This is a genomic window from Treponema vincentii, from assembly GCF_010365865.1.
In the GTDB taxonomy this organism is placed as follows: Bacteria; Spirochaetota; Spirochaetia; order Treponematales; family Treponemataceae; genus Treponema.
In genome coordinates, this window is the sequence record NZ_CP048020.1 from 2,953,838 (window position 1) to 2,980,180 (window position 26,343).

Consider the following 26,343-nt stretch of genomic DNA (forward strand, 5'->3'; position numbering starts at 1 on the left):
AAAGTTTGTAGGTTTGTCAAATAAAAATAACACTGCTATCTTGACAAGGGTGTAAATTTAGGTATAATAAAAATAGCACCGCTATTTTTATAAAAAGGAGTTCATAATGAGTAAAAGCGACGATACAAAACAATTGATTTTGGATACGGCAAAAATCGAGTTCATGGATAAGGGTTATAGTGATGCTTCGGTTCGTAACATTGCAAAACAAGCCGGACTGACCACCGGAGCAATCTTTCGATATTTTGCTGATAAGGAAAGTTTGTTTGCGTCACTTGTTTCACCTGTAGCAGACCATATGTTGGAGTTATATCGCAAAGGTGAAAAAAGAGGATTTGATTCTCTAACAGATGGATGCCCTGAAAACATGTGGAACATTTCGGAAGAGGTCATTTCTATGCTGGTGGAATACATTTTTGCTAACAATGATGCATTCTATCTGCTCATCAGCAAATCAGCGGGAAGTGCTTACGAAAACTTTGTAGATCAGCTTGTTGCGGAAAGAGAAAAGCAAACTTATGAATTTCAGCAGGAGATGATCCGGCGTGGTTACCCTTGCCGTGCGTTAACTCCGGATGAAATCCACGTTCTACTTAGTGCACAGTATTATGCGATCTTTGAGATTGTACGTCATAAGCTGGAAAAAGAGGAGGCACTTGACAGAATACGCCTCATTGCGGATTTTTTTGGCAGTGCATGGAAATTGTACTTTGCGTAAGGAGGTGTTTTTTTGTACGTTAGTTAGCCTAATCTAACTTATCGCTTTGTGTATCCTACAGATCTATTTTTTGAAAGGAGTTATCTATATGAATACTACGACTGAAAAGAAAAAATTTGTTACACGAGATGTGATGGTGATTGCAGCCATGATGGTCTTGACCTTTGCAGTATACGGAGCCGTTGGCACGCTGACACTACCGTTTCCATTTTTCTACCTCTACCTTGCTGCCGGCATTCAGGAGTTTTTCTGCGCAACATTTTACCTCGTTGTTGCCAACCGTCTGAACAAACATGGGATTTTGCTGATTTGGAGTACTGTGTTTGGCATCATCAGCGCTCTCGGAGGTTATGTGTTCCTGCTTCCTTATTTCTTGCTGGTAGGCGTTCTTTGCGAGCTTGTTATGCTTGGTAAGGACAGTTATCGGAAACCTTTGCGCAACGCTATTGGTTGGTCTTGCTACGGGCTTGGTATGATTATCGGAAACGCTGTTCCAATTTGGGCAGCATGGGAAAGCTATGTGGCGAAGGCATCTACGGAGGGATTTTCAAAGGAAGTATTTGATATGCAACTGGGTATGCTCTCCAATCCGTGGCACATGATTGGAGCCTGCGCTATCACGGTGGTTCTTGCCTTACTCGGTTGCCTCTTCGGACAGCGGATTTTGAAACGCCATTTTCAAAAAGCCGGGATCGTGAAGTAATGGGGGAAATAATAAACAACGGAAAAATAATTCGCCGTGTCAATATTTTTACATTGCTGATACTGTCCATCTGTGTTTGTACCGTAGCCTTTTTCTGCAAAAATATGTGGCTGCATATTGCTTATACGACTGCGTTGTTTTTGGTGATGGCGATATTCGGATGCTTAAAAACGGGATTAAAGTTTTTAATCTCTTTTCTCATCAGCTACGGATGGCTCATTTTCAATGTGCGATATGGGATCAATATACCCTCTCCAATGCTCTTTACCTTTCTGATTGAGTTGATTCCCGTTTTTATGGCGGTCTACCTGCTTTCACAGGCACCGTCTGGCAAACTCACAACAGCGCTTCGGCAACTGCCGTTGCCATCCTCTATAAGGTTGACGGTGATTGTTATCTTGCGTTTTATTCCTACGGTCGCTTCGGAGTTTTCCGATGTGCTGGACGCTATGAAAACACGAGGACTTATGCGTTCTCCTTTTCAAGTCATCTTACATCCTCTTAATACCTTTGAGTATGTGATTGTACCTATGGTCTTTCGTTCGCTAAAAATTGCGGACGAACTTGCCGCATCCAGTGTTGTCCGTGGGATTGAGAGCCCATATAAGAAAAAGGGTTACTATCTGAATAAAATGGCTGTAAGCGACGGCATTATGATCGTTTTGTTTGTATCAACAGCGATAATATGTATCTTATTGTGAGGTGAGAAATTGAATCCGACAATTGAAATAAAAAATCTCAGCTTTTCTTATACAAGCACAGATGACCAGTTAAAAAATATCAATCTCAACATAAGACCGGGAGAGGTCATTGTACTTACAGGTCCATCCGGCAGTGGGAAGAGTACGCTAACCCGCGTAATAAATGGTTTGATTCCATATTTTTTTACAGGAGAATTGAGTGGCGAAGTCAAACTTTTCGGAAAAAACATGAATGAAATTCCCTCTTGGGAACGCGGCAAATATGTGGGGAATGTATTTCAAGATCCACGCAGTCAATTCTTTGCCAATGAGGTGGCCGGAGAAATTGCTTTCGGCTGTGAAAATTACGGTATCTCCCATGATGAAATTGTAAAAAGAGTTCAGGGTGCAGCGGAGACGCTGAGTATTACAAACCTGTTAGAACAAAAGGTCAGGTATCTTTCCTACGGTATGCGTCAGCGTGTAGCAATCGCCTCCGCCGAGGCCATTGACCCAGATATTTATGTTATGGACGAACCCTCTGGCAATCTGGACATGGGAGCCACGGAGGATTTTGCTGCATTTGTACGTCTTTGGAAAAAGCAAGGAAAAACGATTCTGATTGCGGAGCACAGACTCTACTATCTTCGTGATATTGCGGATAGGTTTGTCTATATGAATAATGGCGAAATTATCAGCATAATGACTCCGCAGGAAATGAAGGAATTATCCTACGAACAGATTTCGGAGTGGGGGCTTCGCAGTATGGAGCTTTTACGTTTGCCGATTTCTGCACAGATCTATAAAGAAACTGCATCCGGTCCGGTACTGAAAGTGGAGAATCTGTGCAAGCATTTTGGAACTCAATCGGTCTTGTCGAATGTTTCGTTTTCCTGTGCACCGGGAGAGATCGTTGCAATAATCGGTCCAAACGCTGCGGGAAAAAGTACGCTTGGGAAACTGCTGTCCGGACTTTTACAGGAGGATGCAGGTATGATTCGTTTCGCGAAAAAACCGATGAAAAAGAACAAGCGACGCGGACTAATCTGGTATATCATGCAGGATTTGGACAGTCAGCTGTTTGGAGAAAGTCTGACCGATGAGCTTTTGATCGGCAAAAAGGAGACATCCGCTTTGATGCAGCGGGCGAATAAGCTGTTGGCGCTCCTGAATTTAGATGAATTCTCAGAGCGTCACCCGGCTACCCTATCAGGTGGACAAAAACAGCGTCTTGCCTTGGCGATCGCGCTTTTGAATGAAGCTCCGGTGATTGTTTTGGATGAACCTACCAGCGGTCTGGATGGTCGCAATATGCACGCTGTAAGTGAGCAGCTTCACGCACTTGCGGCAAAGGGACACATCATCCTTATGATTACCCACGATCTGGAATGTGCTCTTGCCACTTGTAGCAGGGCTCTGGTGATCCGTAATGGTACTTTAATTGATGATTTTCAAATTGAGGAGGCGGCGAAGCTAATGGCTGCCATGCGGGAATAACAGGAGGAAATATGGAAAAGAAAAGAAAATCCGGCGCTGCTTACCTAATGCAACTGGCCGGGAAATACAAATTACATCTATTTGTATCTGCGTTGTTTGGAATAGCCAGTGCATTATGTACATTTTTGCCTTATGTTATGGTGTACCGAAGTATTCTGGTTTTGCTGGGTGGTGAAGGAAATGCCCTGTACTATGGTCTGATTGCCACAGTATCGATCCTTGGGAAGTTTATTTTCTCCATCATTTCGGGAACATTTTCTCACGTTGGAGCTTTTAATACGCTTTACAATGTTCGCGTGCAAATTAGCCGTCATATTGCGAAGATAAACTTGGGATTCTTTACAGATCATGCTTCGGGAGAAATCAAAAAAGTCATCATTGAGGATGTGGAACGGATTGAAAAATTCTTGGCTCATCAGATTCCGGATGTGACCGCAGCCATCTGCGTGCCGATCATTGTCTTTATTCACCTGCTGACAATCAATATCCCGATGTCCTTATCTCTTCTGGTTCCGGTGATATTGGGGCTCATCATCCAAGGCACGGCTATGGCGATTACCGGCAAGCAAATGCCGACCTATCATCGTCTGTTGGAAAAATTGAACACGGCAATCATGCAGTTTATCAACGGAATGCCTGTTATGAAAGCCTATAATATGACGGCAGAGAGCTATCGTGATTATGCAAGCACCGTAGATGAATACAACGCCTTTTGGAAGCAATGCACCAAGAGTCAGGGCTATACCTATGGACTTTTCGTCGCTCTCGTAGAAAGCGGAATCCTATTTGCACTGCCATTGGGCGGTATGCTCTACTTCCGTGGAACACTACCTAAGCACGATTACCTTTACTTTATGATTATGAGCATAGTATTTCTCTCCGGCTTGCTGAATTTGTTAAACCTCGCCATGATGTTCAGTCAGATCATGAGCGGCGTGGGACGGATACAGGACATCATGGAGTTGCCTTGCACGACCGAGGGAGACAGTACACTAGACCGCACACAGCCTCATGGCGTAAGCTTTGAGAATGTTACTTTCCGCTATGATAAGTCCGACGTGCTAAAAAATATCAACCTCACCATGCCTGCGGGCAGTCTAACCGCTTTTGTGGGAGCTTCCGGAGCAGGAAAAACGACCGCCGCACAGCTGATTCCCAAATTTTGGGAAGTCACCGACGGAAAAATTTGCATCGACGGCAAGAATATTTTGGATCTGAAAAATGAAAATCTGATGGACTTGGTATCCTTCGTCTTTCAGGAAACCTTTACTTTGCACGACAGCATTCATGAGAATATCGCCATAGGAAACAAAAATGCTACTCGCCAACAAGTGGAGGATGCCGCTAAGGCTGCGCAAATCCATGATTTTATTATGAGTCTTCCAAACGGCTACCAAACCAAGCTGGGCGAGGACGGAGTGAAATTATCCGGAGGTGAGAAGCAGCGTATCTGTATTGCACGAGCAATCTTAAAGGATTCGCCCATCATTATCTTTGATGAGGCAACAAGCTTTGCAGATTTGGAAAATGAGCATAAGATCCAGCTTGCCCTGTCACACTTGTTGAAGGGGAAAACAACCATTATGATCGCTCATCGGCTTCATACAATTACCGGGGCGGATCAGATTTGCGTATTCCACGAAGGACAGCTTTCAGAAAAAGGAAAGCATGATGAGCTCCTGTCCGAAAACGGGCGATATGCTGATATGTGGAAAAGCTATACTCAGGAGGTAGCCATATGATGTATATATTCAAAATGATTCAACAGGTCGCCGGCAAAAACAGCAGATCTTTGTATTTACCGGTTGCATTGTCCTGCGTGGACGCTTTGCTTCACATGGGGATGTTCAGCACGATGATATTGACGATTATTGAACTGATCGGCGGCATCTTTACAGTGGAAAAACTGACTTTATACAGCATTGTCCTCGGGATTCTGTTTTTGGTGCGTGCGATCCTCTTTTCTATAAACTATACACAAGTTCAATATCGGGGTGCGGATATTTCGGCACAACAGCGTCTTTTCCTCGGAGACCATATCCGCAGCTTAAATCTCGGATATTTCAACAAGAACAGCATTGGACGACTGATGAGCACATTGACAACCGATATTACGGACTTTGAACAGATCTTAACCCATTCTTTGGCAAGCTTAATTAAAGTGCTGTTTTTCAGTGCTTTGACGCTCTTGTTTGCCTTCATGGTTTCGTGGCAATTCGGATTGACTGCTACCGTGCTGATTCTAATTGCTTTTCCCTTGATGCAGCTCAGCGGAAAAATGTCTCAGAAGTACGGCGGCAATCAGCGCACGAGTATCAACCGAGTGATTTCTCGAATCGTGGAATACATTAACGGGATCAAGACATTTAGGCTCTATAATTTGACCGGAGAAAAATTTGAACGATTGGATGACAGCTTTACCACCTTAAAAAGAGATTCTGTAAAATTGGAGCTTGCGATTATGCCGTTCTCCGTTTCCTTTGGCTTTATGACATCGTTGATTCTTCCTGCCGCATTGATTTTGGCTCCCGGTTTGTATCAATCGGGAGTGATTGACACAAACCGGATGGTCGCTCTTCTGATGATCGGCGTTTCTCTCTCCAGCATGATGGCGACACTGGGCAGTCTGTACCCGGAATTAAAATATTTGAGTAAGGCGGCAGAAAATATCTTGGCGGCTCGTCAGGAGGAGCCCCTATCGTATCGTGACGATGCGGTACAGCTCAAAGCATTTGACATCAGTTTTTCTCATGTAGATCTTTCATACGAGAAAAATGTTCCTGTGCTACATGATGTCTCTTTTTCTGTAAAACCCGGAACGACCACGGCTTTGGTCGGTCCGTCCGGCAGCGGTAAAACCACAATTATCAGTCTGATTTCACGGTTTTGGGATGTGACGAAGGGCACGATTACCATCGGAGGCTGCGATATTCGAGAACAATCGCCGGATACACTCGCTGAGAATATCGCTATTGTCTTTCAGGATGTATATCTTCTACACGATACCATTGCAAACAATATCCGCGTCGGAAAGCCGAACGCTACGATGAAGGAAATTGTCGAAGCGGCAAAGGCGGCACAGTGTCACGAATTTATTTCCGCACTGCCGGACGGCTACGATACGATGGTGGGTGAAGGCGGCAATACACTTTCCGGAGGGGAAAAACAAAGGATTTCCATCGCCCGCGCTTTGATTAAAAATGCACCCGTCGTTTTACTTGACGAAACCACTTCCAGTCTGGATGCGGACAACGAAAAAGAAATTCACAAGGCATTGGACGCGCTGATGAAAGATAAAACGGTAATCGTCATCGCTCACCGTCTGAACACGATTATCGGCGCCGACCAAATCCTTGTGCTGGACAAGGGGAGAATCCGTGAACAGGGAAATCATGAGCAACTGTTAGCACAAAATGGCTGGTATGCTCGCATGATTGCGGAGCAAGCCAAGGCACGAAACTGGAGTATCGAATGAGTACAAAAAATATACAATGCAAAAAGAGAAAAATTGTTGTATGGATTATTTCTATCGGCATTATCGCGGCATTGTTCTTTGGTATAAGTAAGTTTATCTCATATCGAACGATGCCACCTTTTGCTGCGGAACGGGAAGCTCTTGAAATAGACTATGGTGATTATTTAGAAATCGATGGCTTCAAACTTTGGTTTGAACTTCTGAATGAAGATTATTATAACACACTTTGCAGTATTCTCCATAACAGAAATTTCCCTTACTGAAGAATTTCTCAAAAGGTTTTATCCAATTACGACAGATAGCTGTCGCTATCCTGTAATAATATCTGTTATAACTTATTTTAGACGGATAGGATACACTGTTTGATGAAAAGATACCTTCTACTATTAAAAGCCTATTTTAAAGGTTCCCTTATGAACCTACTGGAATATAAGTTTGATTTTATAAGCGGCGGCACCTTTGAGCTTGTATGGCTTTTTATGTATATCATTTTTATAGACACGATTTTTATTCATACCAACACGATAAACGGGTGGGATAAATATCAAATGCTGATGTTGACTTTTCAGGGCGGATTGACGGATTCTGTGTTTACTTTTGCGATAGTACCGGGATTAAAAAGACTGCCCGAAATGATCAATACCGGTACCTTGGATTTTATATTATTAAAACCGTTAAATCCGCGCTTTAATATTTCATGCCATGCATTCGACATTCCGCAAATAAAAAACATCGCAATCAACACTATCGGTTTGATATATTGCCTTATACAATTGAATATTCCTATCACACCGTTAAAAGGAGTGATGTATATTCTGCTTTCACTGAATGGCCTTTTTTTAATTTATTCGATTATGTTTATATTGATGAGCCTTGCTTTTTGGTTTATGCGGATGGATATTGTCATGGGGATAGGCTCGGAATTAATTACTATTGGAAATAAACCGATGCAAATATATCCGAAAGTGATTCAAAAAATTCTAACCTTTGTTATTCCCTTGTTTGTTTGCTTTAATTTCCCTGTTTTGTTCATCGTTAAACAATTATCTGTACGCGCTATTTTCTATGCTTTTATCTTAAATGTACTATTTTTGTTATTATCAAATTTTATTTTTAAAAAAGGAGTAAAGCGTTATGTCGGATCAGGCAGTTAGAAGCGAAAAAATTATTGTTGCAGAAAATATTTGCAAAAGTTATACGTATTATAAAAAAGAGGCAGGGCTGAAAGGTAGTATTAAAAACTTGTTTAAACGTGAAAAATTATATAAGCCTGCGGTAAAAAATCTTTCTTTTCAAATTAATCAGGGCTCGATAACGGGGTTAATCGGTTTAAACGGCGCGGGAAAAACGACGACCCTTAAAATGCTATCCGGTTTAATACTTCCGACGACAGGAAATCTGAGTGTCTTGCAACATAATCCCTTTGAAAAGAAAAAAGAGTATCTGCAGCAAATTTCGATGGTGATGGGAAACAAGAGTCAACTTTGGTGGGATCTACCTGCCATCGATTCTTTTGAACTTAATAAAATAATTTATGAAATTGAAGATGCCGACTATCAAAAAACGCTGCACATAATGATTGAAATACTCGGTGTAGAAAAACAGGTAAATGTTCAGGTGAGACGGCTGTCGTTGGGCGAACGGATGAAGATGGAATTGATAGCTGCTTTAATTCATAAACCGAAACTCATTTTTCTTGATGAACCTACAATAGGCCTTGATGTCATTACGCAATACAACATACGAGATTTTTTAAAGCACTATTGCAGTACGTATCATGCGACGCTTATATTAACAAGTCATAATTTTAACGATATTGTTTCTCTTTGCAGCGAATTGATTTTGATAAATAACGGAGAAAAGATATACTCGGATTCTTTTATTAATTTTAAAAACACCTTTCTCAATCAAAAATATTTTATCCTCAAATTAAAATTTCCGACAGCTGAAAAAATAATAACTATGCTTCAACAAAAAGGCGTCGGCACTGCAGAAAAAACAGCTGACGATACGGTAAAAATTTCTGCGGATTCAACTGAAAGTTTAGATATACTAAAAAATATTTCCAATGAGTTTATTGAAGATTTAAGCGATATTACCATTGAAAATATATCAATGGAAGACGTTATCAGAAAATTGTACAAAGCAGACGAGTGATTTTTTTATGGCACTATTTTTAATTCATTATAGGAAAAAATTATGAATATCTATTATAAAATTTTTAAGATAAGCTTAGCAAATCAATTGGAATACAGAGCTAATTTTATTTCCGGATTTTTGTTTTCGCTTGTTCCTTTTACCGTTAATGTCTTATTGTGGCTTGCCGTTACTGCTCAGAGCAGCACCATTCCTCTTGAAGCAAGCGGAATAGTGTCGTATTACTTTTTAACGTTAATTACATACAATATTACTTCGACGACTTCCGTATTCAAAATTTCAGATGATATAAGACTCGGTTCTCTCAATCAGTATCTGATAAAACCGTATAACTATGCATTGTATCAACTTGCCGTCGATTTACCGTATCGTTTTGTTTTTATTGTTATGAATGCCCTTCCGATTACGGTTTTATATTTTGTGTTGCACGGATATTTTATATTTATGCTGTCCGTATGGAAGATTGTCTTTTTTGCAGCTTTTTTAGTTACAGGGTATCTTATCAACTTTTTAATTGATTTTTTGATAGCGCTCTATAGTTTTTATTTTTCTCGAGTTTCTTCACTGTATACCTCAATACGGGTACTTAAAAATATTTCCGCCGGTATTATTTTCCCGCTCGTTCTTTTACCAAAATCCGTATTTACCTTTTTAAAAAACCTCCCCTTTGCCTTTATCTCTCATATTCCGGTAAGCCTTTTACTTGATGATATGCCGATACATACTGCTCTCTTTTCTTTATGCAAAGCATTTTGCTGGATAACAATCCTTAGTATATCGTGTAGAACGGTGTGGAAAAAAGGAATGAAAGTCTATTCTGCCTATGGGGGATAGCGGATTTCAGGAACAATTTATCATATATCTCTTCAATATTGATACTCTAATCTTGACATTGTAAAGATTTTTAGCTATCATCTTAACAATGTCAAGATTAGAGAGGAAGGTGTTTATGTGTGAATCGAATCTGCCGTATCATCGCAAGGATCTAAAAAATCTATTAATTGAAAAGGGTATCGAGATCGTCAATACCGAAGGCTTGCAATCTTTTTCGCTAAGAAAAGCTGCCGCAGCTTGCAAAGTCAGCCATGCTGCTCCCTACAGTCATTTTCACAACAAAGAAGAATTACTTAATGCAATGCAGCTGCATATCACCAAGCGTTTTTCAAAAGCACTCGAAACGGCTATCAGTGAAAATAAAGATACTGCCGGATTGTTAAAAAATCTAGGTATAGCCTATGTTTCTTTTTTTATTGAAAATCCCGCCTATTTTCAGTTTTTATATTCCAAATCCGATATAAAGGTGGATTTAACGTTATCTATACCAGATGAGGAAAATTATAGCCCTTATATTCTGTATAAAAATAACGTTCTGTCATTACTCAAGCAAAATAAATATCCGAAGGAAAAACAAAATGATATTTTAATAACAATATGGGCTTTTATACACGGGCTTACAGCGTTGGCGACAATGAAAAATGTCTACTACGACAAAAACTGGAAAGAAAAAATCATCGATTTTATGGATTTACTTGAACCGTCTTTTTTAAAATAACGGCGCATGGAATAGTATATGAACGGAATTTATTTCAGTGGAACGGGCAATACAAAATATTGCATGGAAGTATTGACAAAAACGACAAATGGCAAAGCTGTCAGTATAGAAGCACCCGAAGCGCTCGAAGTCTTACGCATATCGAATGAAATTGCACTGGGTTACCCCATTTATTTTAGCGATATTCCGCGTATTGTAAAAACATTTATTTTGGAACATGCCGATATGTTTTGCGGAAAGCACGTTTTTGTTATTGCGACAATGGGACTTTTCAGCGGCGATGGAGCGGGCATTGCAGCACGGCTGCTTCAAAAATACGGAGCCGTCATTATAGGTGGTCTACACATACGTATGCCGGACTGTATTGCCGATGTAAAACTATTGAAAAAAAAGCCGGATGAAAATACCGCACTCATATCGGCAGCGCAAAAAAAGATTATACAAACGGCGGAATGTATAAAACACGGAATATACCCAAAAAACGGTTTATCTTTTTTACACAGAATTGTAGGTCTATTTGGACAACGCCTATGGTTTAAACGACATGCAAAAAAACTGAGCGAACGGCTCAGAGTCCGAATGGAGCGCTGCATCGGCTGCGGAATATGCGCGGCAAATTGCCCTTCAAAATCATTATATATCGAAAACAATAAAGCTGTATTTTATCCCGGAAACTGCACAATATGTTACCGGTGCATAAACAACTGTCCTGCAAAGGCGATCACACTTATAGGTACGGATGTATTCGAACAATGCCGTTTTGAAAATTATATAAAGGAAGATATACTATGAAAAAAATATTTACTATATTTTTCTGTATGACGTTTCTCGGTTTGGTGTATTCCCAAACAACGCAGAACGAAACGCTTTATGACGTAGAAATCGTCATCACCGATATAACAGAAGATTCGGGAACGTTAGTTATAAGTATTCATAATTCGGCTGAAAGTTTCAACAAACGGCTTCCATATCAAACCGTCAAGCTAACGGCATATAAAGAAAAAGCGGTTTATCACATACAACTAAAAAGCGGTGATTACGCTTTTTGTGTTTACCATGATATCAACAACGATGGAAAATTAAACACAAATGCAATAGGTATACCAAAAGAGCCGTTCGGATTCAGTAATTATAACGGAAAAGGCTTCCCTGGAAATTTCAAAAAACATAAAGTTTTTATAGGAGATGCAATGACAATAAAGATCCCTTTGGTTAAACTGAATTAAATATCGCTTTTTATTTAATACGAAGTTGATATACGAATCTTGTATAAGTTAAAAAAAACTGATATGATTTTTCATTCGGTATATTCAAAAAGATTATTTGTGAAACAAGTCTGTTTATTAAATAAATCATTATACAATAACGATTTATAAAATTTCAGACAGTTCAGAAAAGAAAACCCTTTTAAATTATCACTTTTTGAACTTTCCTTCACGCAGTTTTTGAAATACTAATTTATTTTATATGAGGTGAAATATGATTAGAGGCGGAGATATTGCAAAAGGCACGGTGTTATTACACAAAGGTAGTCCGTATTTAGTGGTCGAACGGGAATTTGTAAATCCCGGAAAGGGAGCTGCGTTTGCACGTGTTAAGATGAAGAATTTAAAAGATGGAGCTGTTTTAACTCAAACAATAAAAACAGCCGATACGGTAGAAGACGCAACAGTAGATACACACAAAGGACAGTATCAATATGAAGACGGGGAAAGCTACCTCTTTATGGACACCGAAAGCTATGATCAAATTTCAGTTCCTTCAGACATCATAAATGATAAAAAATATTATCTGCGAGAAGGTGATGAATACGAAATCCTTATTTGGGAAGGAAACCCTATCGATGTAAAAATTCCGGCAAAAATGGTGTTTGAAGTTGCAGAAAGCGAAAATTATGTAAAAGGCGATACCGTTTCAGGAGCAACAAAGCCCATCACAACAGAAACAGGTCTTGTAGTTCGTGTTCCGCTCTTTATTAAACAGGGCGAAAAAATATTGGTCAACACTGAATCAAATGAATATCAAGAACGTATCAACTCATAACTACTTTCAAAATCAGCAGTTTTAATCAACACTTTAACGAAAAGCCCTTCACATATTTGAGGGGCTTTTTTATTCGTGCGGAGAGTTTAATATTCTATTGCTGTACAATATATGCTCTGTATCAAGGTTATTTATTTTTACAAGTTTCACAAATAGTATCCCAGAATGTTTCACGTGAAACATTTAAAGGATTGTAAGAAAATACGAACAGATACATTAATCAAAATCATTTTTCTGTCCGTATTCCCTTTTTGTATACCTTGCGTAGATAATACGAGCAACAGTTACTATACGTTTTTCCTCATTCACCCAATAAAAGACAAAATAATTTTTTACGAGTAATTTACGATATTCATGAAAAAGAGCTTTTACTGATCTGTAATACCGTGAAGAATAAGGAATTTTAGCCAACAAATTAATTTTTTTAATAATTTCTTGTCCAAGATTTTCAGCTGCGGCAGGATTCTTTAAGTTACATGTAATATAATAAACGATTTCTTTTAAATCTTCTAGTGCTAACGGTAAATATTCAATAGCATACATTATTCTTTCATTATCTTTTGAAATTCTCTAAGAACTTCTTTGGAAGAAAAACGTTGCCCTGTTAAAGCGGCTTGTTTTTCAGCTTCCTGCAATTTATAGTATACTTCACTTTCGAATTGCATAGTTTCAAATGCTTCCATACTCATAACCACCATATCACCATACCCGTTTTTTGTAAGAAATATCGGCTGTTGAGTCTGGTGTACTATTTTTGAAATATCGGCAAAATTATTACGCAAATCGGAAACAGGACGTATCGTTTTCATAAAACCTCAAGTATGTTATTTAGCATAATTATGATAATTATTCAAGTGTCCGGAACATTTTAAACTATCCACATAAATAAAATATTTCCCTTGACTTTTAAAAGAATAAAAATTATTATCAAAGAAGTTTCATATTAGGAGGATATATGAAAAAAATATTTTTTGTAGTAATGTTTGCACTTTTAGCAAGCTCACTGACCTTTGCAGCAGCAAAGGGTACCGGTAAAAAAAGCGCCGGCGGCGGTAACGGAAATGGAGGAATTGATAAAATAGGCGGATATGTAGGTTCCCCTTTTGGTTTATCCTATTCACATGAATTTAACGATTTAGTTGAATTGGATTTAGTTGCCGGTTACAGTGGTCTATGGCGTTATCACAGTTTAGATGTTCAGATTGGTGCACTTTTTACCGTATTTGATCCGGTAATTTCCGGACTTGGAGATCAACATTGTCCGTTATCGTTAGGACCGGTATTAGGCGGTAGTGTTGATTTTGTAAAGTATCCTGTTTTAAAAAAAACAGGCTCTGGTTATTTTCCATATAGCTATGTAAATGAAACTCTCGTAGGAGGTTCTGTATCTCTGTTACTGCCGGTTCGGTGGGAAATAAATTTCGGTAATATTCCTGATTTTAACCTTTTTATCGAATGGGCGCCTGTAGGTATTACCATGAGATTAGTACCATATAAAACTTTTGATTCATACACATCATCAGGAGATATTGTCTATAAAAAAGGGATTACAACATCCTGGCATTATGACACACGCTTCGGTGTTGGTTTAAGATACCGTATTCCGAATAAAAAGTAAAAAGCTTAAATCACCATACCCTGATGTAAAGTATCGGGGTATTAAACCGTTCGCATGAATAGACCAGCAGTTTTTTTCTTAATAAAATTAACTGCTGGCTACCTAATATTCTTCATTAAAACTATAAAATCTTACATCTTGACTTACCACACCAATAAATGATATTCTTTAAAAGTTCTGCGGATGTCGTATAACGGCTATTACCCGAGCTTCCCAAGCTCGTGACGGGGGTCCGACTCCCCTCATCCGCTGTTCTCCATTCTAATCTCTTTCGCTAATAGACATCCTCAATCTTTCAAATGCCTTTTGTACTTCTTGTGGTAATTCTGTTTTGACAACATCATCAGTTTTTATCGACGTTTCCAGCTGTGTTGATAGTACGGCAGCTTTTTCAGTCACTTTTTGCTTATCGGGAACCGCTCTACCGCTATTTTCAGTATTTCCAAATTGATGAGAAATCTCATAATATGATGAAACAATAACCGAAATATTCTTAACTTCCAGTTGGGGATATCTTTTTTGAAAGTTGCGCAAAATATATTTCTTGTTTAATAAAATCTGCTGACTCCAACCGGGATGATCAACTTCAATAACCGCCGTTTGATGTTTAATATCAAGCAGCTTGGAATGGGCAGCTTGCTTCTCCCCGACAATAGACGCCCATGATGAATATACTTCCAATACTTTTGATTGTTCAAAAAGCCCTACCTTATCAAGATAGTTCATAATCAACTCTGAAAGCTTTTTTACGTCATTCTGCACGGAAGCTGCCCTCCGAGACAATATATACACGGCTTTTTTCGCGTATGTAATTTTGATACGGTTCACCCGGAAGAAAAGTACAGATAAGCTGATCATAGCGAGGTAAATGCTCGGTAAAATTTTTTCGTTTTTCAGGATCAAGTTCCAAAAGAACATCATCCATCAGCAATACCGGCAACCGTTTCGTCTTTTCCGTATAAAAATATGCCTGAGCTGCTCTCAAGACAAGAGAGAGCAAGCGTTGTTGCCCCATCGAAGCGGTTTGTACAAATGGCTTTTTATTACGGATAAAGCGTATCTTATCGCGATGAGGCCCTGACATACTGGTATTCATGGTAAAATCAAGCTGCCGTTTTTCTATTAATGATATTAACACTTCATCAAAATTCGTTGATTTCCATGAAGGGCTGTAATCGATCATCACGGAATCTATCCCACCGATATTTTCATATAACGAAGAGAATATTTTATTAAACGATTCAATAAGTGCACGACGTTTTTCTATAATTTCTATACCTATGGGAATGAGCTGCGCATCAATAACGTCCAGTATTTCACTTTTTTTTTCTTTTAATACGAGGTTGCGTGATTTTAATAATTTTGTAAAGTTACGTAGAATATCAATATATGACGGATCATATAGAGAAAGAGATTGATCGATAAAAAAACGACGGCGTTCCGGCGCTCCTGTCGCAAAATCCAAATCATCATGGCAAAAGAGAATGCAAGGAATAGTTGAGATGAAATCTTTTCTGTCGTGAATTTTCTTTAAGTTTTTTTCTATGATTTTTTTTTTATCTTTTGAAATAATCGATATGCTATGGCTCCGTTCTTCATTTTCTTTAAATAAGACACGGATACTATATTCATTCGTATTTTTTTTATATATTTCCGCTTCGTTTCTGGTTCTAAAGGAATTTCCATAAGCGGCAAGGTATAACGCTTCCAGTAGGTTTGTTTTACCTTGCCCATTTTGACCGACTAAAAAAACTTCAGGAGCGGAGAGGTCAATTGCCTTGTCCTCAAGGTTCCTGAAGTTATAAAGAGAGATCGACAAAAACGGCACAAATACTACTCCATTTGCATCGGCATAATGATATGAAAGAAATGAGTATCTGTTTCCGGCCGTAACGTGATTGCACGCATCGGATCGGTAAATTCTATGCGGATATTTTCCGAACCGAGTACCTTGAGCGGTTCTTCAAGGTACATATAATTTAAGGCGATGGTTATTTCTTCACCTTCATATTTACAGGGAATTTCTTCGTTTGCCGTTCCAAGTTCATTTTCATTTGACGTGATGGAGAGCGTACCGGCAGAAATTTTTAAGAATATCCGTTTGGATTTTTGCTCTACAAGCAAGGCAACTCGTTTTAAGGCTTGTAGGAAATCATCGCAGTTAGTTTCAAAACAATGTGCTTGAGATTCGGGAATAACTCGTTCATAGTTCGGAAATTGACCGTCTATTAAAACTGAGGAAAAGTTATAAGCATTGAAGCGGAAGAATATGTTTTTTTCGCTTATTCCGATGGAAATCATGCCTTCTTCCGACGATCGTCGTTGTACAATAGAAAGAATTTTAGGAGGAATAATGCTTCCTTTAAAATCAGGTAAAGCAATCCCAAAATCATGTTGAATAAATGCTAATCTTCTGCCGTCGGTAGCTGCAAAAATCAGATTGTTTTCTTTCTTTTCCATGTAGACACCGTTCATAAAGTAACGAGTTTCATCATCGGAAACAGCGAAAATCGTTTGAGTTATCATTTCTTTAAATTCTTTTGCAGGAACTTCGAAGAATTGAACATTTGAAGAATCCGTAAAAGGAGGAAAGTCGTTATCTGATATGGTTTTAAGGGAGAATTTCGCTTTTTTGCTGATGGATCGGATAATAAGTTTTTGATCTTTTTGTTCCGCTTCTATTTCGCCTGAAGGCATTGAAGCGATAATACTGGTGAATTTATCACAGAATACGGTTGTTGCACCTTCTTCGGCAACATCGACAGGAATTTTTGTTTCAAAGGCTACTTTTATATCGGTTGCACGAATTGTTAAGCTGCCTTCTTTTGCTATGAGCAGGACATTTGATAGTATGGATATTGCTGTTTTATTTGAAATGATTTCTTGAGCAATAGCCATTTCTTTCAGTAAAACTTCTTTAGTAAATGTAAATTTCATGATTTCTCCTAAAAAGAGGTTATCTTTATTATAATATAAATTTAGTAATAGTAATAGTAGGCGCTGTGAATTTCTTGATATTTAGGTTAAAGCATTGTTTAGCCGTTAGTTAGCGCTTGAATAATGATGTTTGAATTGTTCACAGTTTGTATCATTATACACAGCTGAAAAAGATATACACAGTAGAATGAGTCTTATAAACAAGTTTTACATCGATTATGCAGAGGTTATGAACAGTGGAGAAAATGAGAAATTGACTACTGAAATAGCTTGACTGAAAAGCTCTGCTACTGAAAATTTTTTGAGATATACAGAATTGGCGGTTTTTACTATACTAAGCTCAGTATGATAAAAGCGTTTACGGTAGGAAAAAACATATTTTCATCGCAAGAGCATGTGTTGATTATTGCGGAGATTGGAACAGGGCATAACGGCAGCTTGCAGAAGGCGAAAGAATTGGTAGCGGCTGCTAAAGAAAGCGGAGCCGATGCGGTTAAATTTCAGATTGTATATGCGGATGAAATTTTGCATCCCGATACCGGTTTTGTGAATTTACCGACCGGAAGGATTCCTCTCTATGAACGCTTTAGAGAGCTGGAATGCAGTATTGATTTTTACGGTGAATTGGCACAATACGCGCATAAACTTGGAATGCTTTTTTCCGCTTCGGCATTCGGACTTCGTTCCGCCGATGAATTGCGGCAGCTTAATCCGGCTTTTATAAAAATTGCGTCGCCGGAACTCAATCATTTTCCGCTGCTTGAGCGTGTTGCTTCATTCGGACTGCCGGTTATTCTTTCGACCGGTGTTTCTCGGCTTGGCGATATTGAACGTGCCATAAGCTGTTTGGAAAGTAACGGGTTACCTGCCGATATGCGGGCGTTGCTTCATTGCGTGACGGCGTATCCTGCGCCGGAAACGGATTATAATACGGCGGCGCTGCAATCCTTGTCGATGTTGTTTAACAGTCCTGTCGGTATCAGCGATCATTCTCTTGATCCTGCTGCAGTTCCGATAGCGGGGTTGTTGAGCGGCGCCTGTATTCTTGAAAAGCATATTTGTCTTTCCCGCAGCGATGCCGGTCTTGATGATCCTGTTGCGTTGGAACCCTTACAGTTTTTGCAGATGTCAAAAACTGTAAGGGAATTAACCGGTAAGTCCGATGAAGATATTTTTAACGCAGCACAGGGTTACGGCTATTCTAAGGATTTTCTACAGCGCATTATCGGTGACGGTGAAAAAAAACTTGCTGCTGCGGAAAAAGATAATTACGGTAAAACGAATCGTTCGCTGCATTATATAAAAGATTTACAGAAAGGCACCGTGCTGAAAAATAGCGATATTGCCGTTTTACGAACTGAAAAGAATTTAACGGCCGGAGAGTCTCCTGAGTATTTACATTATTTTATCGGATCGGTTTTGCAGAAAGATGTTACCGGAGGTTCCGGCGCCGTATTTGATGATATTATAGAAAGGAAAATACGATAATGTCTGATTATTACGAAACTCTTGGCAGTTTGCTGCGTGATAGGCTTGGAACGGATGAGGATCCCTTTGAACAAGCGGTAGAAGGCCGGCAGGGTAAATACCGAAGCGCCGGAAATAAAATCGAGCGGCGTGTTCCTAAAAAAAGGACGTACAAAGAACCTGAACGAAAGGTTGAACCGATACGTGTGCCCGTTCCCGATGTTTTAACGGAAGATTTTGCCGTTTTACAAGTGCTTCCGGGTGTTCCGCTTGACTATTGCAAAAAAGCATGGAAACACTTATTGAAAAAATATCATCCCGATGTCATTGCTGAGGAATCTGCACGGCAACAAGCTGCGTCTATTGTCCGAAGGATAAATCGTTCGTATAAGCGTATCGAAATATGGTTTTCAACCGGTAAGGTACAGGATTATGACAGTTTATGAGTTGCGTGCATAACTATTTATTTCAGAGAGTATTGTTACCGGCAGTACGTTTGTGTTGGGTATTCTTTTTTTCTTCTTTTACCGGTGCAAGGTCTGATTGCAGAAAATATTTTTTATGAATTTGGGCCTAAAACGGATAAGGTCATTGTCTTTACCGCATCGGTAGGTAGTGATAATCAAGCTACTGCTATAACCCTGCAACTGCAAAAATATGCACAAAAATTATCCGCTGAGGCGCCGGATACCCATATCATTGTTGCTATTACGAAAAAATGATATTTCCGAATTACCGGTTGACATTCCCGTAAAGCGGTACGAGGGGACTAAGGCGTTAATTCAGACTTTGATCACATATCCGAATGCCGCTGTATGTCTTGTTGCCCCCGATAAATCTGATAGCGCGCGGATTATTACGGGAACATCGAAAGGGACAACCCCTGCATGGTTTCTAAAAGCGGTATACGCTTCTTTGGAACAAAAAAATATTCCTATTGACTTTTATACTAACGCAGTTGTGTTTCACCGTCTCGGGTGGCTGCCTGATGACCCTGCTTTACGGCTCTATAATGAGGCAAATATTCCAGCAATAAAAATAGAAACCGGTGCGGATTTATCGGATTTTTTTTCTTCGGTTGCGCCTGCAGTTATTCAGAGTATGAGTAATGAATGGGATACTCATTATTTTGTTTTTAAACTGCATAAAAAGCTTGTTATCATCAACGAGCAGCATATAGTTATAACGCTTATCGTATCGTCAATACTCTTTTTATTATGGTTGATGTTTTTTAGCTTTTTATTCGGAAAAAAACGGGATCAACATGTAAAAGATTTATTTAAATTGTGGTGGATGCCGATCTATTTTTTCTTGGTCAATTGGCTCAGTTTTTTCTTAGGTTCTAAGATAACGGAAGTGCTTTTTTACCTGCGTTTTTCGTCTGTGAGCGAACTGAATTCATTTCCATTGACAGCGCTATTGATTAAATATGTGTTTGCACTGTTTTTTATGTTTACCGTTACCGCATTTAATAAATTTATTCCACTTCCAGCCAATCGCTTTATTTACGGATTTATTGCTCATGTCGTTTGTTTATTAAATATTTTAATTTTTTCTTTTTTTTACCTTTCGTTTTCAATCATCTTTATGGTCATTTATTTTGTTTCGGTGGCTGCCTATCATTTTAAAAATATCGTACTGCAAATTATATTTATTATGTGTCTTTTTTTACCACTTCTGCCGTTTGTGACGCATATTATTCTTTATCGTGAGTATATGTTTCATATCATATTTTTTATCAACCTTGCATCAGCCTGTATTTTTGTTCCGTTTGATCTGTTTTTAATCAGGCTTGGTCTTAGTATTGATAAGAAAAGAAAAATTACTAAACCGTTTTTTAGGATACCGATTCAATGTAAGGTTATGGGCGGGCTGTTTCTCGTATTAATGCTTTGGGTATTCGTTATGCCGGCAACGAGGAACACCGTTCATAATCGCTGGATGTTAATTCAACACCTTAACGGTGATGAAAGCAGTGTTGTAAAAAAATATATCGATTCTCCGACGGAAGAAAAGATAATGGATTACACCCGCGGCAATACACAGGGTTCAGCGGAAACCGCGGATAGTTTTTTAACTGTTCGTACCTCATTTGAAAATTACTTTGAGCGTAGCATCGGGACTATTACCATTGATTCGCCGTTAAAAATTGAAGCTTTTTCCGTAACATTGAGCGCACTGAATGATATTGCAATTTTTGAATCCGATGTTCGATTTGAACAAAATGCTTCCGGGGATACGGCAACGTTTGTGTCTTCTCCTCGTCCGGGTTTTCCTGTTATTATTCATTTTTCCGGTAAAAAGGATGCTGCGCTTACACTTTCGGTTGTGGTGTGGTCAAATGATAATCCGTTTGAAATAAAGTTGCCTGTCGATAATTCCAAAGATGCTGCCGGTAAAACGGAAGCGATACCGTTCCTCTTAAAGATAGAGAAAACGCTGCATATTACGGCACAAGATAAGGGGTAAATAGCGTTGCAAAACTGCATTATCAGTCTTCCGATGCGATGCCGCTGCATTGTTGTTCACTTTTGGCTACTGCTGCTATTGACAGTGAACAAAACCTAAAATATACTCCGTTACATGAAAAGACGGTACTTTCAGATTATCGAATTGATGAAAAAAAATCCGGCGATTACGCAACGAGATATTGCCGGAACGTTAAAAATATCGCTCGCGTATGTCAATCAAATTCTCTTTGCTATGGAACAGGACGGCCTTCTTAAAACGAACGGATTACCCGCCATCGGTAAAAGAGTTCTGACGATTAAAGCGCATACCGAATACGATTCATGTAAGGTTGATAATGCTATTATCATGGCGGCGGGTTTCGGTTCGCGGTTTATTCCACTCACCTATGCCATCCCTAAGGGGCTGCTGGAAGTGTTCGGCGAGCGGATGATTGAACGCCAGATCAAACAGCTGCAAGAAGTAGGCATTACCGATATTACCGTAGTCGTCGGCTACCTGAAAGACACCTTCGAGTATCTTATCGATAAATATAATGTAAAACTTGTGTATAATCCCGATTTTGAAAGCAAAAACAATCTTTCAACACTGTATCATGTCCGCGATAGGCTCAAAAATACGTATATTCTTTCCAGCGACAACTGGCTGCGGAAAAATATGTATCACGCGCATGAATACGATTCATGGTATTCGTCGGTCAAAATGAACGAGAAAACCAACGAATGGGTGCTGCAGCTCGGTTTACACGACAAGATAATGAAGGTAAAGGTCGGCGGCAGAAACGCATGGGTGATGTACGGGACGGTCTATTTTTCGCACGCCTTTTCCGATGCTATTCGCCCGCTGATTGAAGATGCATATTACCGTGATGACACCGACGACTGGTACTGGGAAGACGTGTTGCGTCGTCACTTAAATACGCTGACGATGTTTGCTAATAAGCAGCCTGCTAATCAAGTATATGAATTTGAGTCACTGGAAGAGCTGCGCCAATTCGACACCTCATACATGGTTTCCACACAGAATAAATGGATGGAATTGATTTCCCGTGTGTTCGGAAAGCCTGAAATGCAGATTAAAAATTTGCGTCCGTTGCGGCTTGGGATGACCAATAAATCTTTTATATTCGAATTGAATAACAACAAATATATTTTCCGCATTCCGGGCGCCGGTACTGATATTCTTATCAATCGGAAACAGGAACATGCAGTGTATAAGGCGATTGAACCACTCGGTATCTCCGATAAGGTTATTTATTTTGACCAAACGACCGGCGTAAAAATCAGTCAGTTTGAAGAAAATATGCACATAGCGGATCCTCGCAATCCGAACGATTTGGAAGCGTGTATGTGGATAGCCCGTAAACTGCATACTTCCGGTATTACGGTGCGGCACCGTTTCGATTTTAGAGAGCGGATTAATTTTTATGAAAAACAGGCAGAAGCAAAGCATGGCATTCTGTTTTACGATTATGCCGAAGTCCGGGAAAAGATGAATGCCTTGCTTAATTTGCTCGACACGCTGAAAAAACCGGAAGCGCTGACTCATATCGATTTAATCTGCGATAATTTTATTATCAGCGACAGTGAGGTAAAACTGATCGACTGGGAATACGCCGCGATGTGCGATCCGCTAGCTGACCTTGCAATGTTTTCTATTTACTCTTACTTTTCCGAAGCTCAAATAAACGATCTCATGCATCGCTATTTCCGCCGCGATCCGGAAGGAGAAGAAAAACTGCGAGTCTATATCTATGTTGCGCTTGCAGGATTCTTATGGGCGCTGTGGACATGTTATAAACAAGCGCTGGGAGAAAATTTCGGTGAGTACGGGCTAAAGATGTACCGGTACGCAAAAGATTATTATAAACACGTTATGCAGCTACACGGTATACAAACAACAGAATTTTCAGATGAACAAAATAACGAGACAGCAAATGAATAAACACAACATGAGCACTCGGAAGCTCAATAAAAAGCACGGTTTCGGAGAAATCGATTGGGTTATTACGCTTTTACCGCTTGTCATTGTAAGCGGTATTGCGGCGTTATTGCTTACCTTTCCGCAGCAATCGATGAAGGTCATCGATACTTTATGGAACATTTTTGTCAATAAGCTTGGATTTTTCTATATACTTCTTGGCTTCGGCCTAGTGTGTACAGCGTTTTATCTTGCTTTTTCAAAATACGGAGCAATACGATTAGGCAGCCTCGATAAACCGCGCTATAGTAATTTTACATGGGGTTCCATGATCTTTACCTCTACGATGGCGGCCGATATTTTATACTGGTCGCTCATTGAGTGGGGATATTACTACACAGCATCACCGTTCGGGCAAACGGCGCTTACGGCAGCTGAACGGCAAGATTGGGCAGCAGCATACCCGCTGTTCCACTGGGGCATAACCCCGTGGAGCTTCCATATCGTATGCGCCGTTGCATTCGGCTATATGCTCCATGTACGGCAGCGGAAAAAGCAAAAACTTTCCGAAGCGTGCCGCCCCTTGTTCGGCAATAAAATCGACGGTATGCTCGGTACCGTCATCGATGTGTTTTCGGTCGTGGGACTGTTAGCGGGAACCGCGACAACGTTCTCACTGGCAACGCCGCTGTTGTCGCTGGCAATCTCCACCATCTCCGGCATTCCCGAATCGAGGGAGCTGACCTTAGTTGTACTCTGCATTATTGCAGCGGTATATACTTCGGCCGTTTTGCTGGGGATAAAAGGTATTTCTCATCTGGCAAAAATTGCCGTTGTGTGTTTTTCAAGCCTTATTGTATTTGTATTTTTACTCAGTCCTAAACTTTATATTATCGAAACAAGCATAACCGGCATCGGGAAGATGCTACAAAACTTTATCTTGCTTTCCACATGGATGGATCCCTTGCGGATTTCGGGCGCAGACGGCGCAGGATTCCCGCAGCAGTGGACGATTTTTTATTGGGCATATTGGATTGCATGGTTTGTCGCAACGCCGTTCTTTATCGGGACAATCTCGGAAGGGCGGACGGTACGGAATACCGTACTGGGCGGGCTTATGTGCGGCATCGCGGGAACCTATTGCTCATTCATTGTATTGGGGAATTACGGACTCCATTTAGAAACGCACGGATTGTTACCGGCAGCGGAACGGCTCGCTGTGGGTATTGCACCTGCCGAGATTATTTTAAGCATTTTGGAAACGCTGCCGTTTGCGAAAGTCGGACTGGTGCTGCTCATCATCACGATGATTGCTCTTTATGCGAGCACTTTCGACGCGATTACGATGGTTATCGCTTCTTATTCGCAACGGCAGCTTGAAGGCAGGGAGCCTAAAAAAAGCTTGCGGGCTTTTTGGTCGGTTGTTTTTATCTTATTGCCCGCTGCGCTCATCCTTACCGGCAGCAATCTCAGCCAGCTGCAAAGTTTATCGGTTATTGCCGCATTTCCGCTCGGCATCATTATGATCTGTATTATTGTCAGCTTTTTTAAAGATGCAAAGAACGGGAAGGCAGGGTAAACGCATCAGGTCGTTTTTTTAATATCCCCGCGGAAAAATTGATTCTATTCGACCAGAGTTGTCCTGAACGGCAAGGCTGATTGACTTGCATGCAGCCCATGCGCGATATAATTATTTTACCGTTTCAAGTTCCGCAATGCGCCGCTCAGCCGTTCGAGGGTCTCGGTAATAATCGATGCGGGAGCTGCAAGGTTAATTCGTTCAAAACCGCGGCCTTCGTCACCGAAGATATATCCTTCATCTAGGAATACTTGCGCCGTCTGCGTCATAAACGTTTCCAAAGCCTTATGTTCCATTCCCAGCGCCCTAAAATCGAGCCATTGCAGATACGTGCCTTCGATGAGCGGCGCTTTAATTTCGGGATGGTGCGTTTGGAAAAACTGCTGCACAATACGCTGATTGGCATCGATTACGGATAAAAATTCGTCGAGCCACGCCGCGCACTGTGTATAGCAAATTTCGCAGGCCTTATAGCTCAATGCCGTGAACAATGCTCCGGACCCAAGCTCTTGGGCATTTACAAAAGTTTTCCGCATATTCTCATTTTTAATGATGATATTGCTGATTCCCAGCCCGGCGATGTTGAATGTCTTTGAAGGCGCGGTAAAAGTGATTGTCCGCTCGGCAATATCATCTCCTAACGATTGAAAAACGGTGTGTGCATACCCCGGCATCACAATATCAAAATGAATTTCATCCGAAAACAGCAAAAGATCATTTTTTAACAAGATTTCTTCTATTTTATGCAGCTCTTCTTTTGTCCACACTCTGCCGATAGGATTATGAGGAGAACAAAAGAGCAGGGCTTTATTACGCGGATCCGCAGCGAGCCGTTCCAATGCTTCAAAATCAATCGTATAACGGCCGCCGTTTTCCTGCAACGAACACGCTGCAACATTCCGCTCCTGCAAGCGTATTGCCCTAAAAAAAGGATAATACACCGGCGACAGCAGAATAACGCCGTCTCCCGGTTCGGTAAAAGCTCTAACCGCATTAAAAATCGCAGGCACAACACCCGCAGTGGGAACAATCCAATCGGGTTCAATCGCCCAATTATGCCGTGTCTTCATCCAATTTTGCACTGCCCCTTTATATGCAGCTGTTGGTCCCGTATAACCCAGTACGGAGCTGTCAAGATAGTGCTTGAGCCCTTCCGTTAACTCCGGCGGCATTTTAAATTCCATATCGGCAACCGAAAGCGGCACAACGGACGAATCGACGTGCGGATTTACCTGATACATCGCATCCCATTTACGTGAACCTGAACCGGCTCTGTTTATTCTTGTTGTAAAATCATATTTCATAGAAAAGCCTCCTCTATAGGGCTGTCCAAAAACTGAAGTTTTTGGATAGTTTCCCCTAAACCTATACTGGGAGCGCTTTTTATACAAGCCCTGCTTTCAGTGCGAAATTTCATAGGTATAAGATGAGCGTCTACAATGGCGCCACTCACCTTAAAAATGCCAGATGTGTTTAGCCTAAAATTTCATATTGTCAAAAAAAGGAAAGTAGTAGTATAATAATCGTC

The 26,343-nt window shown here is 40.3% G+C and carries 26 protein-coding genes and 1 tRNA gene; 21 read left to right on the forward strand and 6 right to left on the reverse strand.

Going from position 1 to position 26,343, the window contains the following annotated elements:
• The first annotated feature begins 106 nt into the window (after positions 1-106).
• The 14 genes from GWP43_RS14000 (at position 107) to efp (ending at position 12,825) form a co-directional block, all read left to right on the forward strand.
• On the forward strand, positions 107-718 hold the full coding sequence (locus GWP43_RS14000; RefSeq protein WP_021674464.1) for a TetR/AcrR family transcriptional regulator: 612 nt from the start codon (positions 107-109) through the stop codon (positions 716-718).
• An 88-nt stretch (positions 719-806) separates the two neighbouring features.
• Complete coding sequence (locus GWP43_RS14005; protein ID WP_009643529.1) at positions 807-1,421, forward strand: MptD family putative ECF transporter S component; 615 nt, start codon at positions 807-809, stop codon at positions 1,419-1,421.
• Positions 1,421-2,122, forward strand: a complete 702-nt coding sequence (locus tag GWP43_RS14010) for an energy-coupling factor transporter transmembrane component T family protein (protein ID WP_022848571.1) — start codon at positions 1,421-1,423, stop codon at positions 2,120-2,122. Before GWP43_RS14005 ends, GWP43_RS14010 begins: the two co-directional genes overlap by 1 nt.
• A gap of 9 nt (positions 2,123-2,131) precedes the next feature.
• On the forward strand, positions 2,132-3,598 hold the full coding sequence (locus GWP43_RS14015) for an ABC transporter ATP-binding protein (RefSeq protein ID WP_162664669.1): 1,467 nt from the start codon (positions 2,132-2,134) through the stop codon (positions 3,596-3,598).
• A gap of 11 nt (positions 3,599-3,609) precedes the next feature.
• Positions 3,610-5,340, forward strand: a complete 1,731-nt coding sequence (locus GWP43_RS14020) for an ABC transporter ATP-binding protein (RefSeq protein WP_162664670.1) — start codon at positions 3,610-3,612, stop codon at positions 5,338-5,340.
• Positions 5,337-7,073, forward strand: a complete 1,737-nt coding sequence (locus tag GWP43_RS14025; protein WP_162664671.1) for an ABC transporter ATP-binding protein — start codon at positions 5,337-5,339, stop codon at positions 7,071-7,073. Before GWP43_RS14020 ends, GWP43_RS14025 begins: the two co-directional genes overlap by 4 nt.
• A complete protein-coding gene (locus GWP43_RS14030) occupies positions 7,070-7,336 on the forward strand; it encodes a hypothetical protein (RefSeq protein WP_162664672.1) in 267 nt (88 codons plus the stop codon). Before GWP43_RS14025 ends, GWP43_RS14030 begins: the two co-directional genes overlap by 4 nt.
• Positions 7,337-7,438: 102 nt before the next feature.
• The gene (locus tag GWP43_RS14035; protein WP_162664872.1) at positions 7,439-8,227 is read left to right on the forward strand and encodes an ABC transporter permease; all 789 of its coding nucleotides are present in this window, start codon (positions 7,439-7,441) and stop codon (positions 8,225-8,227) included.
• The gene (locus GWP43_RS14040) at positions 8,208-9,230 is read left to right on the forward strand and encodes an ABC transporter ATP-binding protein (RefSeq protein ID WP_162664673.1); all 1,023 of its coding nucleotides are present in this window, start codon (positions 8,208-8,210) and stop codon (positions 9,228-9,230) included. The genes GWP43_RS14035 and GWP43_RS14040 overlap by 20 nt, the downstream gene beginning before the upstream one ends.
• Before the next feature lie 42 nt (positions 9,231-9,272).
• Positions 9,273-10,064, forward strand: a complete 792-nt coding sequence (locus GWP43_RS14045) for an ABC transporter permease (RefSeq protein ID WP_162664674.1) — start codon at positions 9,273-9,275, stop codon at positions 10,062-10,064.
• A 115-nt stretch (positions 10,065-10,179) separates the two neighbouring features.
• Positions 10,180-10,782, forward strand: a complete 603-nt coding sequence (locus GWP43_RS14050) for a TetR/AcrR family transcriptional regulator (protein ID WP_162664675.1) — start codon at positions 10,180-10,182, stop codon at positions 10,780-10,782.
• Between the two features lie 18 nt (positions 10,783-10,800).
• Positions 10,801-11,574: an EFR1 family ferrodoxin gene (locus GWP43_RS14055; protein WP_162664676.1), complete on the forward strand. Its 774-nt coding sequence runs from the start codon at positions 10,801-10,803 to the stop codon at positions 11,572-11,574.
• Positions 11,571-12,008 (forward strand): DUF2141 domain-containing protein, encoded by a 438-nt coding sequence (locus tag GWP43_RS14060; protein ID WP_162664677.1) that lies wholly within the window; start codon positions 11,571-11,573, stop codon positions 12,006-12,008. Before GWP43_RS14055 ends, GWP43_RS14060 begins: the two co-directional genes overlap by 4 nt.
• Positions 12,009-12,261: 253 nt before the next feature.
• On the forward strand, positions 12,262-12,825 hold the full coding sequence (efp, locus tag GWP43_RS14065) for an elongation factor P (protein WP_162664678.1): 564 nt from the start codon (positions 12,262-12,264) through the stop codon (positions 12,823-12,825).
• A gap of 216 nt (positions 12,826-13,041) precedes the next feature.
• On the opposite strand, the gene GWP43_RS14070 is transcribed toward efp, so the two are convergent.
• On the reverse strand, positions 13,042-13,368 hold the full coding sequence (locus GWP43_RS14070; protein WP_162664679.1) for a type II toxin-antitoxin system RelE/ParE family toxin: 327 nt from the start codon (positions 13,366-13,368) through the stop codon (positions 13,042-13,044).
• Positions 13,368-13,634 (reverse strand): type II toxin-antitoxin system Phd/YefM family antitoxin, encoded by a 267-nt coding sequence (locus GWP43_RS14075; RefSeq protein WP_162664680.1) that lies wholly within the window; start codon positions 13,632-13,634, stop codon positions 13,368-13,370. The genes GWP43_RS14070 and GWP43_RS14075 overlap by 1 nt, the downstream gene beginning before the upstream one ends.
• Positions 13,635-13,780: 146 nt before the next feature.
• On the opposite strand from GWP43_RS14075, the gene GWP43_RS14080 reads away from it, so the two are divergent.
• Both GWP43_RS14080 and GWP43_RS14085 read left to right on the forward strand, forming a co-directional pair.
• A complete protein-coding gene (locus tag GWP43_RS14080) occupies positions 13,781-14,443 on the forward strand; it encodes a hypothetical protein (protein WP_162664681.1) in 663 nt (220 codons plus the stop codon).
• Between the two features lie 179 nt (positions 14,444-14,622).
• Positions 14,623-14,694: transfer RNA gene (locus tag GWP43_RS14085), tRNA-Gly, on the forward strand.
• Positions 14,695-14,704: 10 nt separating this feature from the next.
• Here the strand turns inward: GWP43_RS14085 and GWP43_RS14090 are convergent.
• Genes GWP43_RS14090 through dnaN form a run of 3 tightly spaced genes read right to left on the reverse strand, consistent with a single transcriptional unit; the run spans position 14,705 to position 17,380 of the window.
• Positions 14,705-15,205, reverse strand: coding sequence for a DciA family protein (locus tag GWP43_RS14090; protein ID WP_162664682.1), 501 nt, complete (start codon positions 15,203-15,205; stop codon positions 14,705-14,707).
• On the reverse strand, positions 15,195-16,271 hold the full coding sequence (gene recF / locus GWP43_RS14095) for a DNA replication/repair protein RecF (protein WP_162664683.1): 1,077 nt from the start codon (positions 16,269-16,271) through the stop codon (positions 15,195-15,197). The genes GWP43_RS14090 and recF overlap by 11 nt, the downstream gene beginning before the upstream one ends.
• A 5-nt stretch (positions 16,272-16,276) precedes the next feature.
• The gene (gene dnaN / locus GWP43_RS14100) at positions 16,277-17,380 is read right to left on the reverse strand and encodes a DNA polymerase III subunit beta (protein WP_162664684.1); all 1,104 of its coding nucleotides are present in this window, start codon (positions 17,378-17,380) and stop codon (positions 16,277-16,279) included.
• Positions 17,381-17,725: 345 nt separating this feature from the next.
• Between dnaN and GWP43_RS14105 the strand changes: the two genes are divergently transcribed.
• The 5 genes from GWP43_RS14105 to GWP43_RS14125 all read left to right on the forward strand — a co-directional run bounded on the left by GWP43_RS14105 (position 17,726) and on the right by GWP43_RS14125 (position 24,815).
• Positions 17,726-18,868 carry an N-acetylneuraminate synthase family protein gene (locus GWP43_RS14105; RefSeq protein ID WP_162664685.1) on the forward strand — a complete coding sequence of 381 codons (1,143 nt, stop codon included), beginning with the start codon at positions 17,726-17,728 and terminating at the stop codon, positions 18,866-18,868.
• Entirely contained in the window at positions 18,868-19,293 is a 426-nt protein-coding gene (locus tag GWP43_RS14110; RefSeq protein ID WP_162664686.1) for a J domain-containing protein, read from the forward strand. Before GWP43_RS14105 ends, GWP43_RS14110 begins: the two co-directional genes overlap by 1 nt.
• 253 nt (positions 19,294-19,546) lie before the next feature.
• Positions 19,547-21,316, forward strand: a complete 1,770-nt coding sequence (locus GWP43_RS14115; RefSeq protein WP_230977746.1) for a hypothetical protein — start codon at positions 19,547-19,549, stop codon at positions 21,314-21,316.
• A 114-nt stretch (positions 21,317-21,430) separates the two neighbouring features.
• A complete protein-coding gene (locus GWP43_RS14120; RefSeq protein ID WP_162664687.1) occupies positions 21,431-23,260 on the forward strand; it encodes a phosphotransferase in 1,830 nt (609 codons plus the stop codon).
• Positions 23,253-24,815 carry a BCCT family transporter gene (locus GWP43_RS14125; RefSeq protein ID WP_162664688.1) on the forward strand — a complete coding sequence of 521 codons (1,563 nt, stop codon included), beginning with the start codon at positions 23,253-23,255 and terminating at the stop codon, positions 24,813-24,815. The genes GWP43_RS14120 and GWP43_RS14125 overlap by 8 nt, the downstream gene beginning before the upstream one ends.
• A gap of 116 nt (positions 24,816-24,931) precedes the next feature.
• On the opposite strand, the gene GWP43_RS14130 is transcribed toward GWP43_RS14125, so the two are convergent.
• A complete protein-coding gene (locus GWP43_RS14130) occupies positions 24,932-26,119 on the reverse strand; it encodes a MalY/PatB family protein (RefSeq protein ID WP_162664689.1) in 1,188 nt (395 codons plus the stop codon).
• Positions 26,120-26,343 lie beyond the last annotated feature (224 nt).

Bases quoted from the DNA above. Each gene is read 5' to 3' on its own strand.
- GWP43_RS14075 (WP_162664680.1), bottom strand. From the start codon at position 13,634: ATGAAAACGATACGTCCTGTTTCCGATTTGCGTAATAATTTTGCCGAT.
- GWP43_RS14045 (WP_162664674.1), top strand. From the start codon at position 9,273: ATGAATATCTATTATAAAATTTTTAAGATAAGCTTAGCAAATCAATTG.
- GWP43_RS14110 (WP_162664686.1), top strand. From the start codon at position 18,868: ATGTCTGATTATTACGAAACTCTTGGCAGTTTGCTGCGTGATAGGCTT.
- GWP43_RS14080 (WP_162664681.1), top strand. From the start codon at position 13,781: ATGAAAAAAATATTTTTTGTAGTAATGTTTGCACTTTTAGCAAGCTCA.
- GWP43_RS14105 (WP_162664685.1), top strand. From the start codon at position 17,726: ATGATAAAAGCGTTTACGGTAGGAAAAAACATATTTTCATCGCAAGAG.
- efp (WP_162664678.1), top strand. From the start codon at position 12,262: ATGATTAGAGGCGGAGATATTGCAAAAGGCACGGTGTTATTACACAAA.
- GWP43_RS14040 (WP_162664673.1), top strand. From the start codon at position 8,208: ATGTCGGATCAGGCAGTTAGAAGCGAAAAAATTATTGTTGCAGAAAAT.
- GWP43_RS14060 (WP_162664677.1), top strand. From the start codon at position 11,571: ATGAAAAAAATATTTACTATATTTTTCTGTATGACGTTTCTCGGTTTG.
- GWP43_RS14070 (WP_162664679.1), bottom strand. From the start codon at position 13,368: ATGTATGCTATTGAATATTTACCGTTAGCACTAGAAGATTTAAAAGAA.
- GWP43_RS14035 (WP_162664872.1), top strand. From the start codon at position 7,439: ATGAAAAGATACCTTCTACTATTAAAAGCCTATTTTAAAGGTTCCCTT.
- GWP43_RS14025 (WP_162664671.1), top strand. From the start codon at position 5,337: ATGATGTATATATTCAAAATGATTCAACAGGTCGCCGGCAAAAACAGC.
- GWP43_RS14050 (WP_162664675.1), top strand. From the start codon at position 10,180: ATGTGTGAATCGAATCTGCCGTATCATCGCAAGGATCTAAAAAATCTA.
- GWP43_RS14005 (WP_009643529.1), top strand. From the start codon at position 807: ATGAATACTACGACTGAAAAGAAAAAATTTGTTACACGAGATGTGATG.
- GWP43_RS14000 (WP_021674464.1), top strand. From the start codon at position 107: ATGAGTAAAAGCGACGATACAAAACAATTGATTTTGGATACGGCAAAA.
- GWP43_RS14055 (WP_162664676.1), top strand. From the start codon at position 10,801: ATGAACGGAATTTATTTCAGTGGAACGGGCAATACAAAATATTGCATG.
- GWP43_RS14120 (WP_162664687.1), top strand. From the start codon at position 21,431: ATGAAAAGACGGTACTTTCAGATTATCGAATTGATGAAAAAAAATCCG.
- GWP43_RS14130 (WP_162664689.1), bottom strand. From the start codon at position 26,119: ATGAAATATGATTTTACAACAAGAATAAACAGAGCCGGTTCAGGTTCA.
- GWP43_RS14030 (WP_162664672.1), top strand. From the start codon at position 7,070: ATGAGTACAAAAAATATACAATGCAAAAAGAGAAAAATTGTTGTATGG.
- GWP43_RS14010 (WP_022848571.1), top strand. From the start codon at position 1,421: ATGGGGGAAATAATAAACAACGGAAAAATAATTCGCCGTGTCAATATT.
- dnaN (WP_162664684.1), bottom strand. From the start codon at position 17,380: ATGAAATTTACATTTACTAAAGAAGTTTTACTGAAAGAAATGGCTATT.
- GWP43_RS14020 (WP_162664670.1), top strand. From the start codon at position 3,610: ATGGAAAAGAAAAGAAAATCCGGCGCTGCTTACCTAATGCAACTGGCC.
- GWP43_RS14125 (WP_162664688.1), top strand. From the start codon at position 23,253: ATGAATAAACACAACATGAGCACTCGGAAGCTCAATAAAAAGCACGGT.